This window comes from [Mycoplasma] cavipharyngis, assembly GCF_042984175.1.
In the GTDB taxonomy this organism is placed as follows: domain Bacteria; phylum Bacillota_I; class Bacilli_A; order Mycoplasmatales; family Mycoplasmoidaceae; genus Mycoplasma_N; species Mycoplasma_N cavipharyngis.
On sequence record NZ_CP155569.1, the window covers coordinates 690,769 to 707,002 of the forward strand.

Sequence of the window (16,234 nt, forward strand, 5' to 3'; positions counted from 1 at the left end):
TTAACGTTTTTTCACAACCCACATTTTAGTACTACGAGCTCTTGGATTAGTAGCAATTTCTTGATCAGTAGGAATAATTGATTTTTTAGTAATTAATTCAAAAGGTCGTTCAAGACTAATTGGCAAATTTGCTAAATTAATTACACCCGTATTTGCTCTAATTCATTTTTTAATTAGTTTCTCTTCTAAAGAATGAAAAGTTAGAAAAATGATTACTCCTTTTGAATTAATAATTTTTCCTAATTGATCTAAAACTAATTTAATGTTTTCAAGTTCTTGATTTAAATAAATTCTTAAAGCCTGAAAATATGTTTTGCAAGGATGTTTTTTTTGATATAGTGTTTTTTTAGCCACTGAATTTTTAATAATTGTTACTAATTGATCAGTTGTGGTAATTGGTGCAATTGCTTGATGTTTTAAAATCTTTCTTGCAACTTTTAAACTTTCTTGACATTCACCATATTTTTCAAAAATATGAGCTAATTCACCAACTGATAATTGATTCAATAAATCAGCTACTGTTGTTTTTTGGTTTAAATCCATACGCATATCTAATGGACCATTTTTCTGATAACTAAAACCACGTTTAAAATTATCTAATTGCGGTGATGAAACACCAAAATCAAATAAAATACCATCAACTTGAAAAATTTTCAATTTAAATAAAATTGATTGTAAGTTTTTGAAATTACCATAAATCATTTGAAAACGATCATCAAGTGCTTCTAATCTTTCACCAACAGCAACTGCTTCTTGATCAATATCAAGAGCGATTAAACGACTTTTTTGATCAATTACTTCTAATAATGCTCTACTATGTCCTCCACGACCAAAAGTACAATCAACAAAAATGCCACTACCTTGATTTTTTCAAAAACTAACTACATCATCTTTTAAGATCGGAATATGAGTCAAGGAATTCATTATGATAAATTTTCACTAGCTGTTTCTAATGTATTAATGTTTTGTTTTTGAAATTCTGCATACTTAGATGCATCTCAAATTTCAATGACACTACCTAAACCAACTAAACAAACTTCACGCTGAATTTCTGCTAACTGAATTAAATGATTAGGGATTAAAATCCTAAAGGCGCGATCAACAACTAAATTAGCAGCATTACCAAGAAATTTTCTTAACATTAAACGAGCATTTTTGTTTTTAAAATCTAAAAGACTTAACTCATTATTGTAATATTCTTGAAATTTTGCTAATGAACGCAACTCTAATGCACCATCATAACCTTGAGAAATAACTACATCAGAAGAAAGCGTTGCACGTCATTTTGCAGGCAAAATTAAACGATTTTTATCATCTAAGTTAAAATAAAACGTTCCTAAAAAATCCATTGTCCCACTTTCCTCCATTTACTCCCATAATTTTAGCATAAGGAAACACCAAAAAATGATTTTTTTCAATTGCAATAAAAAAACTGCTTAAAAAAATCAGCAGTTTAATAAAGCGATTGAAGGATAAATAAAAATTAATTTATTGAAAAATAATTAATAAACTAGTGATGACAATAATTAAAGCGACAATGAAATAACAAAAAACACTGCGATTTCAAAAAAAGGAAGTAATTTCATAACTAGCTTTTTTAATTAGAAAGTTTTCAATTTTTTCTAAATTGCGGTTTTCAGCAGGTTTAATTAATGGTGTAATTTGGTTAGGATTGTTTTTTCATGCTTGAACATCTAATAAAACTTCATCAACATTTTTATATCGTAAATGAATTTCTTCTTCATTAGAAACTAATGATTTATAAACAATGTTTTCAATAATACCTGATATATTAGGAACATAATTAGATAAAGGAGGGAAATCAAAAAATTTAGGTTTTAAATAAACATCATATTTGCCCCGATCAGTTAAACTATAAGGAAATTCAGCAGCAATTAAAACATAAAGAATTACTCCAGCTGCAAAAATATCTCAAAATTCAGTAATAATTTTTGCTTTTTCAGTTCCACTCATTTTAGAACTGAGTTTTTTCACTTCAGGTGGAACATAACCAGTTGAACCATAAATGCTTTTTTCTTCAATTTTCAAAAAACGCAATCCTGAATTATCTAAAACAGTAGCAATTCCTAAATCAATAATTTTAATTCGAGAAAAATCAGCTGTTAGCATCACATTATCTAATTTTAAATCACGGTGTAAAATGATTTCAGTCCCTTGACTATTCATTTGGTGTAATGATTTAATTCCTAAAAGAATTTTTTCATAAATTTCCATTGCTTCAATAACAGGAATCATTCCTTTAGATCTTAAATAACTACTTAAAACCATACCATCAACTAATTCCATCACAATGCTAAAATATTTTTTATTTTGATGTTCTTTAGAATTAATTCAAAACCAATCATATAATTCACAAAAAGCATCAGATTTGAATTTAGCACGTTTAGTAGCATTAATTTCTTTATTAATGTTATTGAGTTGTTCACTTTCGTTTTTAGGATCACATAAAATAATTTTAATTGCACAATATTGTTTGAAATTTAAATCATATGGATCAGTTAAATTTAAACGTTTAGCTTTTCAAATGACCGAATTCATTCCTCCCTTACCAATAATTTCAATTAATTGGTAAGAATTAGAAATAATTTGACCTTTTTTAAATTCGCTTTTCATAAATTATTTAATGGATTTTAATTTTAGTTAAAGAAATTGATAAATTATCATTACTCATACTTGCTAAAGCTTTTTTAATAATATTATCAGCAATTAATTCAATTTTAATTGGTGCTAAAATTTCTAATTTTAATTCTTCAGCAGTTAAAAAATTGTGCACACCATCACTTGTGCAAAAAATTCAGTCAAATTGATCTTTACTAAACTGAAAAAAATCATATTTAACTTCAACTTCATCAAATGAACCAACATAATTAACAATGGCATAAACTTGATTACCATAAGCACTAATTTCAGCTGGACTTAATTTTTGTTTTAATAAAAAATTATAAAAATTATGATCTTCAGAAATTTGAATTACTCGATCTTGATCAATTCCATAAATTCGTGAATCACCAATATTAAAAGCAAAAATATCGTTTTTAGTAATAATTGCTAATGCTAAAGTTGATGCCATTTTATGATTTTCAGGATGATTAGTAATGAATTTATTAATTTTAAATTTTGCTTCATTAATTGTATCAACAAACCAATTTTTTAATTCAGTTGTACTCATTTTTTGAAAATGGGTTTTTCAACTAGCGTCAATAATTGTTTCACCTAAAATACTAGCAGCTTCTTTACCTCCTTCATAGCCACCAAGACCATCACAAACAAACAAAATTTGTTCATTATAACGATTCATTCCTGCAGCATTAAAGTCTTCATTTTTTAAACGATCAACACCAATATCACTAGCAGCAATCATATTAAAGTGAGGTTTTAAGTTTTTTTGGCGCACAATTTTAACTGGTTTGATTTTATTGTTCTTTTTAAATCAGTTTTTTCAACTCATAATCATTATTATTTAGCTAAAATTTCTTTTTTAATTATTGCAATAATTTCTTTTTCAGCATTTGCTAAATCATCATTGATCACATTGTATTGATACATTGTTTTTAATTCAATTTCATCACGAGCTTTAGCAATCCGTTTTTCAATCATGGCTAATGATTCAGTTTTACGTTCAACTAATCTTTTATATAATTCTTCTAGTGAAGGAGGTAAAATAAAAATTGAGACACAATCAGGCATTAATTGCATTACTTGTTTAGCGCCAATGACTTCGATTTCTAAAATAACATTTTTACCTAAATTAAGCATTTCTTCAACTTTTGATTTTGGTGTACCATAAAAATTATCAAAAAATTGGGCGTATTCAAGCATTTTTTGTTGAGCAATTTGTTCTTGAAAATATGCTTTAGTAACAAAATAATAATCTTTATTATCAATTTCATTTTCGCGTTTTTTTCTTGTGGTCATTGAAATGCTATAATGTAAATTTAATTCAGGCATTTTTAAAAGATTAACTAAAAGCGTATGTTTACCAACACCACTTGGACCACTAATTAAAAATAAAATTCCTCTTTTCATCTAATACAACTTTTTTTACTTGATAATTTATACTAATCTAAAAATTTAACTGATAAAAAATTTAAAATATTTTAATTAATTTTCTTATTATTTATCATTTAATTATAAAATGATAAATATAAAACAAAAACAAAATCATTTTTTATAAGCAAATTTTTTAAATTAATGATTTTTATAATTTGAAATAATGATTAAAACTTAATAAACTTAGTTTATATTAAAATTAATTAATAAATCAAATCAATCAAAAGAAAGTAATTTTAAACAAAATTATGAAATCAAAAATTCTATTAGGTTATGGTACATATTTATATAATGGTGATAGTGAATCATTTACTAAAGCATTAGATGCAGCATATCAAAGTAAATATGATTATATTGATACTGCTAAATATTATCAAAATGAAACTGAAATTGGTATTGCTTTAGCAAATTTAAGAAAAAAATATGGTTCTAGTTTTCACTTTCCTGTGCAAACTAAAGTTTGACCTGATGATTATTTAGATGCAAGAAATCAAGTGCTTTTATCAATGGAACGCTTGCAACTAAAACAATTAGATTCAGTTTTATTACACCGACCTAGTTATAATTTAGCAAAAGATATTATTGCGTGAAAAGATTTAATTCAATTACAAAAAGAAGGTTTAGTTAAACAAATTGGTGTTTCTAATTATGATAATGAAATGTTATTTTATTTTGAAAAAATAACTAATGTACTACCAAGTGTGAATCAAATTGAATTTAATCTTTACAATGCTAGATATGATCGGGCAATAACTAATCAACGACTTGACGTTCACATTCAAGCATGAAGACCATTAACTAATGATATTGATTATTTAAATCAAGATCCAATTGTGCAATCATTAAGTGAGAAATATCAAACTACTCCAACTGGTATTGCTATTGCATTTATTAAAGCATTAGGAATGGATCCAATTATAAAATCAACTCATCCTGAACGCATTATTGCTAATGCTAAAGCCTTTTATGATGTCAATTTAAGTTCAGAAGATTTAGCAAAATTAAAATTGTTAAATCGTTTTTATGATAATCGAACTAAATATGGCACATCAACTTATACATTAGATCAGCAATCACTAACTGATTTAGTTAATGAAATTGATATGTTAGAAAAAAATCAAAAATAAAAATTATTTTTTAGTTCATTCACTAATTTGTGCTGCTGTTCCTAATAAAAAGTGGTCTGAGTCAACTTCTTGATAACCAATAATGTTAGGAAATTTCTGTTGATTTAAATAATTAAGATCGAATTTACTTGTTTTAAAGGCTTCATTAGCATTAGACATTTTAGGAATTGAATCAAATAAATTAATTGTGTATGGGTGTAGTGGTTTGCTATAAATTTTATTAGTTTTTCCATATTCGACTACTTTACCTAAATGCATAATTAAAATTTTGTCAGCAATATACTCAACCATTGATAAGTCATGGGCAATAAAAATAATACCAATATTTTTTTTCTGGCTTAATTCTTTTAGTAAATTAACAATTTGGGCTTGAATTGAAATATCTAATGAAGCAATTGGTTCATCAGCAACAATAATTGATGGTTCAGTAATTAATGCTCTAGCAATAACAATTCTTTGTCTTTGACCACCTGAAAATTCATGAGGATAACGATAAGCAAATTGTCTTAATAAGCCAACATCTGCTAATGCGTTATAAATTTTTTCACGCAATAAAATTTTTTTAACAATATGTTTACTAAAAATTAATTTTTTAATTTTATGGTGTCATTTATCAACTGTTTTAATTAATTTAGCTAATTTTTTTCTTTTTTTAATTTCAGTATGATTTTTAAAAAATCATTTTAGTAAAAAACGATGAATTGTTTTAGTTGGACTACCATACAAAAACTTTAATTCATCAAAAATTTTTTTCAAAATAGTAATTTCAATTTGAAAATTATTATAAGATTTATCTTTTTTATCGATTTTATTTTGATATTCAGCAATTAAAATTTCAGCTTGATTTTCACTATAGTTTTCATTTAATAATTTCTTTTTAGCTCAAACTAAAAACTCTTGGTGTTTGCTTCTAAATATTTTTAAAATTTGATCTTGAAGTGCAAGTGTTTCACTATTTCAACGTTTTTTTAATTCTACTAATTCAGTATAACGTTTGTTTTTAGCAACATTATATTGATCAAGCATTTGACTAAAATTAACTTGATCAATTTGTTCAGCCTTTTTATATAATTGGTTTAATTGATTTAGTTTAGTATAAAATTCATCTGATTTAACTATTTTTGAAGTTTCAACTTTTTTAAGTGCAATTTTTAAATCACTAATTTTTTTATAACAAAGATCATGGTTTTTTTTAGCAAGTTGAAAATATTGTTTAATGCTAGGATTAAAATTATGATAAATTGATGCAATAAATTTTTTAGCAAAATTATCAGTATTTGTTTTTCAATTAAAATCATAATTTTGAATAAAATCTTTGCCTTTTTGCACTAAATCATTCGCCATTGCTTTAATTTGATCAACAGTTAAATATATAAGAAGATGATTATTATCTAAATAATAATTAATGAATGCAAAATGAATTAAAAACTTTTTAGCAATAATTTTTTTAACAATCGCATTCAATTTATGAGTTGCTCATTCTTTTTTATCAAGTGATTTTAATGCTGCTTCATTACTCATTTTAAATTGGTGTTTAAACTGTTGATAAAAAGCGTTAAATAAATTAATATTAGTTCATAAACTTTCTTTATTAAGCATTAAATAATCATTTAATTGATTTTGAGCATTTTCAATTAATCATGCTTGATCTTCATTAATGTGTTCACGTTTTAATTTTTCAATTAGTAATTGAATTTTATGAGTTTCAGTTTGATAACTATGAGGGTTATTATGACGATAATCTTGTTGTTTTGCAAAATAAAATTGATACAACTCTTCATATTTTTCATATTGAAAACTAATTGATTCAGCTTCTAAATTATAATTTTTTTCATAAAAACTATAATAAGCATTAAAAGCATCATCAATATTTTGATATTGCTGAAAATCAAGTTCTTGTAATTTTTCTAATCAATTACCTAATCCTTGAGCAGATAGTTTTAAATTATTTTTTAAAATTGCAATTTGTGTATCATAATATTTAGTTTGAAAATCAAAACGATATTGGTGTTGAACTTTAACTAAATCTTTTAGTAAATCATTAACATTATTTTTTAATAAACCATTAACTATTAGTGGTTCTTTTAGAATTGCAAAAACATTTTTTTGTTGGTTTAGTGATGAATGAGGATCTTGAAAAATCATTTGGACATTTTTTCTTAAAAACTTATTAGTTTTTTTATTAATGTGTTTACCAGAAATAATTTTGTCTTTTAGAGCAATAATGCCTGAATAATCATCATACAAACGAATTAAACAACGTCCAAGAGTAGTTTTACCACTACCTGATTCACCAATTAATCCAACAATTTCTTGTTCAGCAACACTAAAAGAAACATCACTAACAGCATCGACAATACCAAAATTATTATCAAAAAATTTATTAAGATTCTCGACTGATAAAACTGTTTTATTGTTCATAAAAAACCTTTCTAAAAGTTGCTAAACGTAATTTTAAATTTTCATTTAATTCAATTTTAGGAGCATCAGGATGTAATAATCAAGTTGCTGCAGCATGAGTATCACTAACATAAATTAATGGTGGTTCTTTAATAAAATCGATTTCTAAAGCATAATCATTTCTTAGTGCAAAAGGATCTCCAGAAGGTAAATTAATCATATCAGGAGGTGTACCTTTAATTGTATAAAGTTTTTCTTCTTTGTTTTCAGGAATCGAATTAATTAATGCTCAAGTATAAGGATGTAAAGCATTAGTAAAAATATCTTTTCTAGTACCACGTTCAACTACTTTCCCAGCATACATAACATATAAATAATCACAAAATTTTGCAACAACTGAAATATTGTGAGAAATAAAAATAATAGCAATTTTATATTTATTACGAATTAAATCTAATAATGCTAAAACTGAAGCTTGAACTGTAGGATCTAATGCTGTTGTTGGTTCATCAGCAATAATTAATTTAGGATTTAATGCTACAACCATAGCAATCACAATTCTTTGTTTCATTCCACCACTAAAAGTGTGTGGATAAGTATCAAACCGTTTAGTTGCATCACGAATCCCAAATGTTTCTAGTAAATCAATTAAATAACGTTTTTTCTCTTCTAATGTTTTAAATCTAGCATCATTTTTTAAGCAATCCAGTAATTGTTTGCCTATTGTTCTAGTTGGATTTAAAGCAGTAAGTGATCTTGAGGAATATAACTAATTTTATGACCACGTATTTTTAATCAATCTTTTGCAGATTTAAATGATGTTAAATCAATCCCATCGATTACTGCATAATCAACTGTTGTTAAAGCATTATGATTCACACCTAATAATGCTTTTGAAGTTACAGTTTTACCACTACCTGATTCACCTACTAAACCAACAATGGAACCTTCAGCAATATCAAGATCAACACCACGAATAATATTAACATACTGTTTACCTTTAAGAGCAAAAGCAATATTTAAGTTTCTTACTGTTAAAATTTGTTTGTCTGGAATTTGAAAATTAGTATTTTGTCCTTTATAAGTTTTCTCCATTAAATTAGCAGCTAATTTTTTATTGCTAATTCGATTTTTAGTTCATTTATTAAATCACAAATTAATTTTTTTTAAACTACTATTAATAAAACTATCTTTGTTGGAATTTGTTTGGTTTAATGATTGTGCTAGATTAGCATCTTGAAGTTTTTTGTTATTAATTTTCATAATATTAAAAATCGCTTCTAAACTTTAATTTTTGGATCTAAAGCATCATGAATGCCAATTGCAATTAAACGCAAATTTACTGTTAGTGCTACAAGAATAATTGTTGGTAATCCTACAGCTCATAAATTACGATCAATTAAGTTCCGACCTTCATTTAATACTAAACCTAAGTTAGGTGGAGTATTTGGTCCACTAGTTAAAATTCCTAAAAATGCTAATCCAGTTAAAATTGTAATACCACTAATTAAACTATTCATAAAGTTACCTAAAATTTTGCCTAAAATTTGTGGTAATGCATGAAAATAAATAATGCGAAATTTTGATGAACCAATTGCTTTAGATGCTTTTAAAAATTCTTCATCTTTAATAGTAATAATATAAGTTCGTGCTGAATATACTGAACCTGTTCAATTAATTAAAATTAAAATAACTCCTAAGGCAACTAAATTACGACCTAATACTCCAGTTAAAATAATTAACAATAAAAATCCAGGAATTGAATCAAAAATTTCAATTAAACGAAGTAAAAAAGTATCAATTCATTTACCAACATGAAATCCAATAAATGCACCAACAAAAACCCCAACACTAAAAGTAATTGAAGCATAAATGATTGATAAAACAATAGCATCTCTTGTTCCTTGTCATGATTGTAATCATATATCTCTACCATATTGATCTGTACCAACTAAACTAGTTAAACTTTGACCACTAATTGCTTGAATTAATGTATAAGGACGATAAGTTACTAAAAAATTACCACCAAAATCAACTGCAGAAATAATAATATTTAAATTACTATTTTTTTCAGCATTTTGAATAATAGCAAAATCAGTAGCAGAAAATAAACTTGTTTGAACTGTTGTGTATGAAGGGGGTAATTCTTTTAAAAATGTTGTTGAAATACTACTAATTGGTAAAGTTGCAACATATGGTGAAGTTGCTGGAACAATAATGGAAATTAAAATTAAAACAACAATGGAAACTAAACCAAAAATTGCTGCTTTTTGTTTAAACAAACGATAATTAAAATCACGAAAAAAATTAGAGGGTTTGCCTACTAAACCAACTGTTGAAATACTTTTAGTAGCATATTTAATTAATTTCGTTTCATTTGGTAATAAAAAATATTTACGGTTAAATTCTTCTGAAGTTAGTTTTGGTTTAGTCATTAATTTTTACTCCAATCTATTTTTTGATCATTGTTTTGATTTATGATGAATCCAATGATTAATAGCACCATAACTTTTTTTCATTATTTTTATTAAACAAAAATTATTACGTTTTAAACTATTAACAACAATGATAAAACGTTGGTATCATTTACCTTTAGTTGCAATTTTAATTCTTGGATCTAAAATAGTAAATAAAACATCAATTAAAATTGAAATTCCTAAAGACAAGCCACCAAAAAATAAAACATTAAACATAATAATATTAATTTCACCTTTTAATGCAGCATCTAAAGCAGGATCAGCACTTCCAGGAATTCCAAAAAAACGTTCTAAAATAATTGTCCCTGATAATAGACCAATAAATGAAGATAAAATAATTGAACTTAAAGGTAAAGAAGCATTACGTAAAACATATTTAAAAAAAATTGTTTTTGCTGATAAACCTTTAGTTTTGGCAATTAAAACATAATTAGATGTTAAAACATTTAACATTTGATTTCTTGTTACTAAAATATAACCTGATAAAGAAGTAATTGTTAAAACAAAAATTGGAGTAATTAAAGATAATAATGTTGCATCAATCCCAATTCCAGCATCAGGTCGTGGCAAAATGAATGATAGTGGTAAACCAAACGAACGATAAAAAAGTAATAGAGCTAATGGAGCAATTACAATACTTGGAATTGAAGATAAAAAAGTAGTAATTGAAGTAATGATTCGATCAAGTGTTCTACCAGCATAATAAGCTGAAACTGTTCCTAAAATTACACCAATTACTACACTTAAAATGAAAGTAGGAAAAGTAACTAATAAAGTTCATTGTAATGGTTCAAATAAACTATTTGGTAATTGTAAATTACTTACATAAACTTTACCTAAATTACCTTCAAAAATTAAACCTTTTAAATAATTAAAAAATTGCACAATTGCTGGTTTATTAAAACCATTTTCTTCAATTAATTGTCTAATTAAATCATTAATATTAGTTCCTCTTTCTGGATTAACTGCACCTTCTTGAGTGAATGGATTAGGACCAAAATTAGATTGAACTAAATAAACAATCATCATACTAAAAAATAAAGTGAAAAATAATAAGACAATTCTTTTAAATAAATAATTAACCATTGATGATAATTTTCTTGTTTTTTTAATGTTGTTTTTTTAATCTCAAATGATTAGTAAAAATTGTTGTTAAAAATTAAAATAATTTGACAAATAGTGTTTATGAAGTTTCAAAATTAACTTATTAGTATAAAAAAATCTATTTATTTTTGCAATAAATAGATTATTTTTTATCATTAAATTAAACGCTTAAATTGTGTTGTTAAGATAAATTAATCATTAATCTTAACAATTACAAAATTAAAGATATTTAATAAATTAAAACAAAATTTTGTTTTTACAATATTAAATTAAAACGATATCATAAAATTAATTTTGTAACGATATTATAATTATTTAACTGCTTCTAGAATCATTATCCACTTTAACATAACGCATGTTTAATTCTTCATTAAATGTTGGTGGAAGAGTATATTTTTTATTAGTTAAAACTGGAATTGGTTTCAATAAAATTGAATGAGGACCATTTGAGTTAAACCCAATTCCTATTAATGAAGTAATTTCACGGTTTAAATCAGCAATTTGTTTATTAGAAATTTTTTCTAAATATTCAAGGGCAAATTTGGAATAAGCAAAAATCGGATCAAATTCATCATTAGTTGTATCGCCAGTTACTTGTTTTTTAGCAAAATCACTATAATGACTTAAATCTTTAAAAGTGGCTTTTTTAACTTCTTCAAATGTTTTAGCACCACCATTATTAGAAAATGTAATTTGTGATTTTTTGAATTCTTGAGCTAATTTAGTAATTTCGGGATATTGAGTCGCTTTATCTTTATATGTTTGTAAATTTTGATTAGTATGTTGTGAACCAGAATTATCAGTAGTTGAAGTAGGTAAATCTGCAAAATTAAACAATGAAGTAAATAATTTAGAATCAGTATCTGTATAAAAGAAAAAGCCTAAAAATCCAAAATAGTTATTTAAATCATAACCTCATCCAGCCAATGAAAATGCTGATTTTGAACTAAGAACTGATTGAAACAATTGTTGATCCATTCGTTTTACTTCAATTTCTAAACGATTATCTAAAGAATTAAGCACAGAAACGGCATTATGTAATGCTGATAATGTTGCTGCATTAGTATTAGTAAAACGAGTTGGAATAGTAAATTTAATTTTTTTATCAGCACCAGTTAAACTTTTACCCTTACCGCTTGTAGAATCATAAAACTTATCTAATAAACGTTTTGTTTCAGTTTTTAGTGCTGAATAATTAGATGCTTGATATTGAATCGTTTGATTATTAAAATTTTTTTGATAGTGGGCTTTTTCTTCAGAATATTTTTTTTCAAATCTAGTATTACCATTAGCACCACCATAGAAAAAGAAACTATTTTGATTCTCAAAATCATCTAATAAAGTTTTTAATTTTGTTTCAGAATGTACGTTACTATCATTACCACCAATTAAAGCATCGGGACGAGCTAATGGAGCTCAAAATTCAGTATTAGAGTTAATCTCATTATTAAAAGTATAATAATTGAAAGCACTTGATAAAATTGAACGAAAAATATAACCATCACCCATTCAATAATTAGTTAAATCAGTAGCAGTACCTTCATTTAATTTGTTAATATCAACTCCATACATTAATAATGAAAAAGCATTATTAAATAAAAATGGTAAATTTTTACTTTTAGGGTTAGGATATAAGGTTGCATTTCAATCTAAAAGTCCTGTAATTGAATTATTATCAGGTTGTTTGTTATAAGATAAATTAAATTGTTGAGGGCTGTTTAACACTTCACTTTTTTGAGTTTCTGTTAATGAACTTCAAGGAACACTAACTGCAGCACCATTTTTGTATTCTTCAAATTGATTATTTTGGAATACTTTTGCATCACTACCATCAAAAGTTTTAACATAAGAATAAATTGATTTAGGATCATTTGCAAAACTTTGATCAAAATAATTACGATTAATACTAAAACGCTCTAAAGAATTATTTGATTGAGCAACATAATAAGGACCAGCAAACAACATGTCCTTAAAATCAGAACCATATCAATAATAACCAGAACTTTTCGCAATACCACTAATATCAGATGGACTACGGTTTACATTATCTGCAATATAACCACTAGGTGCAGGTGTGAAGTATGTACCATCAAGAATAATTTTGTATAAAAAATTTTTAAAATCACCAGTTTTCGCAGTTATTGAAGGTTGTTGACTTGAAGAACCATTTGTTTGAGTAGTAGATTTATTTCCAAGAAATGTTAAAACATCTTCTTGAGTAGTAGAATCTTTTTGAATGAATTGGGTTTCATCTATTAAGGCATTAGCATCTACATCAAATAATTTAATTAAATAAAGATTGGAATATTCAGAATTAGAACTAAAACGGTTTACAGAAGATAATTTATCTTTATAAGTTTTATTAACTGCAGTTTCATCAGCGCTTGCACTACCACCATGTTTATGACGATAATTAGCATCTGTTAATTGTTGTCTTTGGTTTTTAACAAAAAAGTCTTTAGGAACAACTTTATAAGTGGTTTTTCTACCTTGACTATCAACTCAATAGGCATCATTTCTTAGTGCAAATTGAATTTTTTGAGCGTTATCAATTGCTGTTTGGAATGCTTCACTATTAACTGATTTCTCATTAGAAGATTTTAGAATTTTAACACCATTAGCTACAGGATCATCTACTTCAGTAGTTGTATCATCAGAATCAAAAACTTTAACAGTGCCATCTTTAGTTGTAACAATAATAGATTTTGCTAAACCAAATTTAATTTTATATTTGGAATAGGCAACAGGTTTACCATTCACATCTAATTTAGTTTGACCTTCATAGCCAAATTCAATTAAATTTGGTGTAGTTAAACTAATTTCAGTTGTTTTACTAGCTGCAACAACTGTATAATCATGACGAAAATTATACAAACTATTATCTGCAGGTGATTGGTTAATTTTACGAATATACTCATTTCTCTGATTTGGAGGTTGAATTGTAGAACAAGCAGACAAGATTAAACTTGTTGAAAGAGTAGGTAAAAGACTAAATTTTAATAATCGATATTTTTTAGTTGCAAATTTTAATTTAAAGTTCATTTTATATATATTTTGGATGATCAATAATATTCTTTTTTTAAGATAAAAATTAAAAATAATAATTATGTTAATGTAATATTAGTCTTTTAATAATTTATTAAATTTTTATTAAATTAAGAATTAGCACATATTAAATAAAGTGTACTAATATTTTGCAATTATTAAAATATTTTTAAATTAAAAATTAATTAGTTAATTTAAAAACCATAATTCTAAAATAATTTCTAATTAATTTAGATCTTAGATGATCTAATATTAAAATTTAAAAAATATGAATAATGATTTAAAAACAACAAACTATTTGAAAAAATAATTGAGAAACTAAATTTAAAAATGATACTAAAAAGATATAAATCGATTGAAAATAATGATTTTTATATTATGTAGTATTAAAAAATAGTTAAAAAATAAATTAAAAATGCCTTAAATTTAATTAAAAATTTTAAAAATATTAAAATTTTTTATCGCTTTAATAACAAATTGGGAAAATTTGTAATAATCCGTCAATAAGAAATTAAAATAGTAATAATCAAAAAATTGACTGAAGAAGTCGATAAAACGATCTTCATTTTATTTCAATTTAAATTGTTCTTCTTTAAAGTCACAATTCTATTACCTAACTTAAATTTACTTTTTTAATTTATATAAAAAATAGATATTGATATCCATTATAATCAAATTTATTAATATTTTTAATAATTTTTATTAAACAATATAAGAATAAAATATTTAATAAAATTTTTCTAATTTTTAAAAAAATAACAATTGATTTAATTTTTATAAGATAAATCATCATTAAAATATTAATTTTTATCAGGTTTAGAAAATACTTACTTAAATTTTTAATAACTCATTAACTTATTTGAAATTAACAAACAAAATTTAAAATGGGGCCTAAAAAACTAGTAAATATTTGTTATATGGTCATTTATCTTGATATTAGATAAATCGTTAATAAGTTAAATTATTTAAAAATCTAATATTAATCAAACATAATAAAAAGATAACTAATGTCTGATATATTAATGTTTTTTTCAATATCAAAAGATTATCATTTCATTAAAATGTTTATTTAAAAACATTAAGAGATATTTTTAATGAATTATTTTAATTAATATGATTTTCAAAAAAAGATCCATTCGTCTTATTAACAAATGGATCTATTATCTGATCAGTTTCTTAACTAAACAAGAGTTTATTAAGAAATAATTAAAACCTAACCATTATCAGATATTAAGCTACATGGTCTTAATATTTGTATATTTTAATAATGATTCGATTTCTAACACGAGTTATTTTTACATAATTAATTATAATAAAATAACTTTTAAAAATAAAAATAAACTAATTATTTCTTCTGATCAAATCTATTTTCAATTTATCTGCTCCCCCTACTTTCATCAACAACCAAATTAGGATTGTTACCATTTGCATTATAACTAATTGCTTCAACCAAATCATTTTGAGTAATTGAATTACCACCACTCACCCCCCCACTAACAACAGTAAAAAACATTTGTGGATTTTCATTAAACATCTTAACAACATCACTAATGCTTTTACCTCTCAAAACATCTTTTAAATCTTCTTGTTTTTTCCACTCAATAGTTGTACTTGTAGTACTAAATCCAGCTCATTGATAAGTTGCTATTAGGGGGGCAATTTTTTTATTCTCATCAGCTGGTAAATTAATCGTTCAAGTCACAGTTCCAGCTAAATTGTTAGCTAATAAGCTAAAAGCGGCTTGTTTGTCTTCTTGAGATTGATTATTTCACACAGCATTGTTAGTTGTCACTGCATTCAAATCTAGTAAATCAGCTGCAGTTACTGCACTTGCAGGTTTTTTGATTAAGTCATAATATTTTTGTTTTTTGGTTTCATCAGAAGTATAAGCAGTTTCATTGAAGAGTTTAGAAGAAGTTTGATTAGTTGTACCACTCACACTACTTCCAATAAAACTAGTACTTAGTTTTTTCAATCCTTGATACACAAACGTTTTTGACTTTCATTTGC

The 16,234-nt window shown here is 24.9% G+C and carries 11 protein-coding genes and 1 pseudogene; 1 reads left to right on the plus strand and 11 read right to left on the minus strand.

Going from position 1 to position 16,234, the window contains the following annotated elements:
- From rsmH to gmk, 5 genes are all read right to left on the minus strand, one after another.
- On the minus strand, window positions 1–924 hold the full coding sequence (gene rsmH, locus MCAV_RS02795) for a 16S rRNA (cytosine(1402)-N(4))-methyltransferase RsmH (RefSeq protein ID WP_391591615.1): 924 nt from the start codon (window positions 922–924) through the stop codon (window positions 1–3).
- Entirely contained in the window at window positions 924–1,367 is a 444-nt protein-coding gene (gene mraZ / locus MCAV_RS02800) for a division/cell wall cluster transcriptional repressor MraZ (RefSeq protein WP_391591616.1), read from the minus strand. The genes rsmH and mraZ overlap by 1 nt, the downstream gene beginning before the upstream one ends.
- A gap of 121 nt (window positions 1,368–1,488) precedes the next feature.
- Window positions 1,489–2,634, minus strand: a complete 1,146-nt coding sequence (locus tag MCAV_RS02805) for a serine/threonine-protein kinase (protein ID WP_391591617.1) — start codon at window positions 2,632–2,634, stop codon at window positions 1,489–1,491.
- Window positions 2,635–2,641: 7 nt separating this feature from the next.
- Entirely contained in the window at window positions 2,642–3,475 is an 834-nt protein-coding gene (locus MCAV_RS02810) for a PP2C family protein-serine/threonine phosphatase (protein WP_391591618.1), read from the minus strand.
- A 2-nt stretch (window positions 3,476–3,477) separates the two neighbouring features.
- Window positions 3,478–4,047, minus strand: coding sequence for a guanylate kinase (gene gmk, locus MCAV_RS02815; protein ID WP_391591619.1), 570 nt, complete (start codon window positions 4,045–4,047; stop codon window positions 3,478–3,480).
- A gap of 272 nt (window positions 4,048–4,319) precedes the next feature.
- Here gmk and MCAV_RS02820 point away from each other — a divergent pair, with 272 nt between their 5' ends.
- Entirely contained in the window at window positions 4,320–5,198 is an 879-nt protein-coding gene (locus tag MCAV_RS02820; protein ID WP_391591620.1) for an aldo/keto reductase family protein, read from the plus strand.
- Between the two features lie 3 nt (window positions 5,199–5,201).
- Here the strand turns inward: MCAV_RS02820 and MCAV_RS02825 are convergent, their stop codons facing one another.
- The 6 genes and pseudogenes from MCAV_RS02825 to MCAV_RS02850 all read right to left on the minus strand — a co-directional run bounded on the left by MCAV_RS02825 (window position 5,202) and on the right by MCAV_RS02850 (window position 16,211).
- Entirely contained in the window at window positions 5,202–7,619 is a 2,418-nt protein-coding gene (locus MCAV_RS02825; RefSeq protein WP_391591621.1) for an ATP-binding cassette domain-containing protein, read from the minus strand.
- A pseudogene (locus tag MCAV_RS02830) lies at window positions 7,609–8,693 on the minus strand (ABC transporter ATP-binding protein). The gene MCAV_RS02825 and the pseudogene MCAV_RS02830 overlap by 11 nt, the downstream one beginning before the upstream one ends.
- Window positions 8,694–8,878: 185 nt before the next feature.
- Complete coding sequence (locus MCAV_RS02835) at window positions 8,879–10,033, minus strand: ABC transporter permease (RefSeq protein ID WP_391591622.1); 1,155 nt, start codon at window positions 10,031–10,033, stop codon at window positions 8,879–8,881.
- 6 nt (window positions 10,034–10,039) lie between these two features.
- On the minus strand, window positions 10,040–11,161 hold the full coding sequence (locus MCAV_RS02840) for an ABC transporter permease (RefSeq protein WP_391591623.1): 1,122 nt from the start codon (window positions 11,159–11,161) through the stop codon (window positions 10,040–10,042).
- 333 nt (window positions 11,162–11,494) lie between these two features.
- Window positions 11,495–14,221, minus strand: coding sequence for an OppA family ABC transporter substrate-binding lipoprotein (locus tag MCAV_RS02845; protein ID WP_391591624.1), 2,727 nt, complete (start codon window positions 14,219–14,221; stop codon window positions 11,495–11,497).
- A 1,378-nt stretch (window positions 14,222–15,599) separates the two neighbouring features.
- A complete protein-coding gene (locus tag MCAV_RS02850; protein WP_391591625.1) occupies window positions 15,600–16,211 on the minus strand; it encodes a hypothetical protein in 612 nt (203 codons plus the stop codon).
- Window positions 16,212–16,234: the final 23 nt, after the last annotated feature.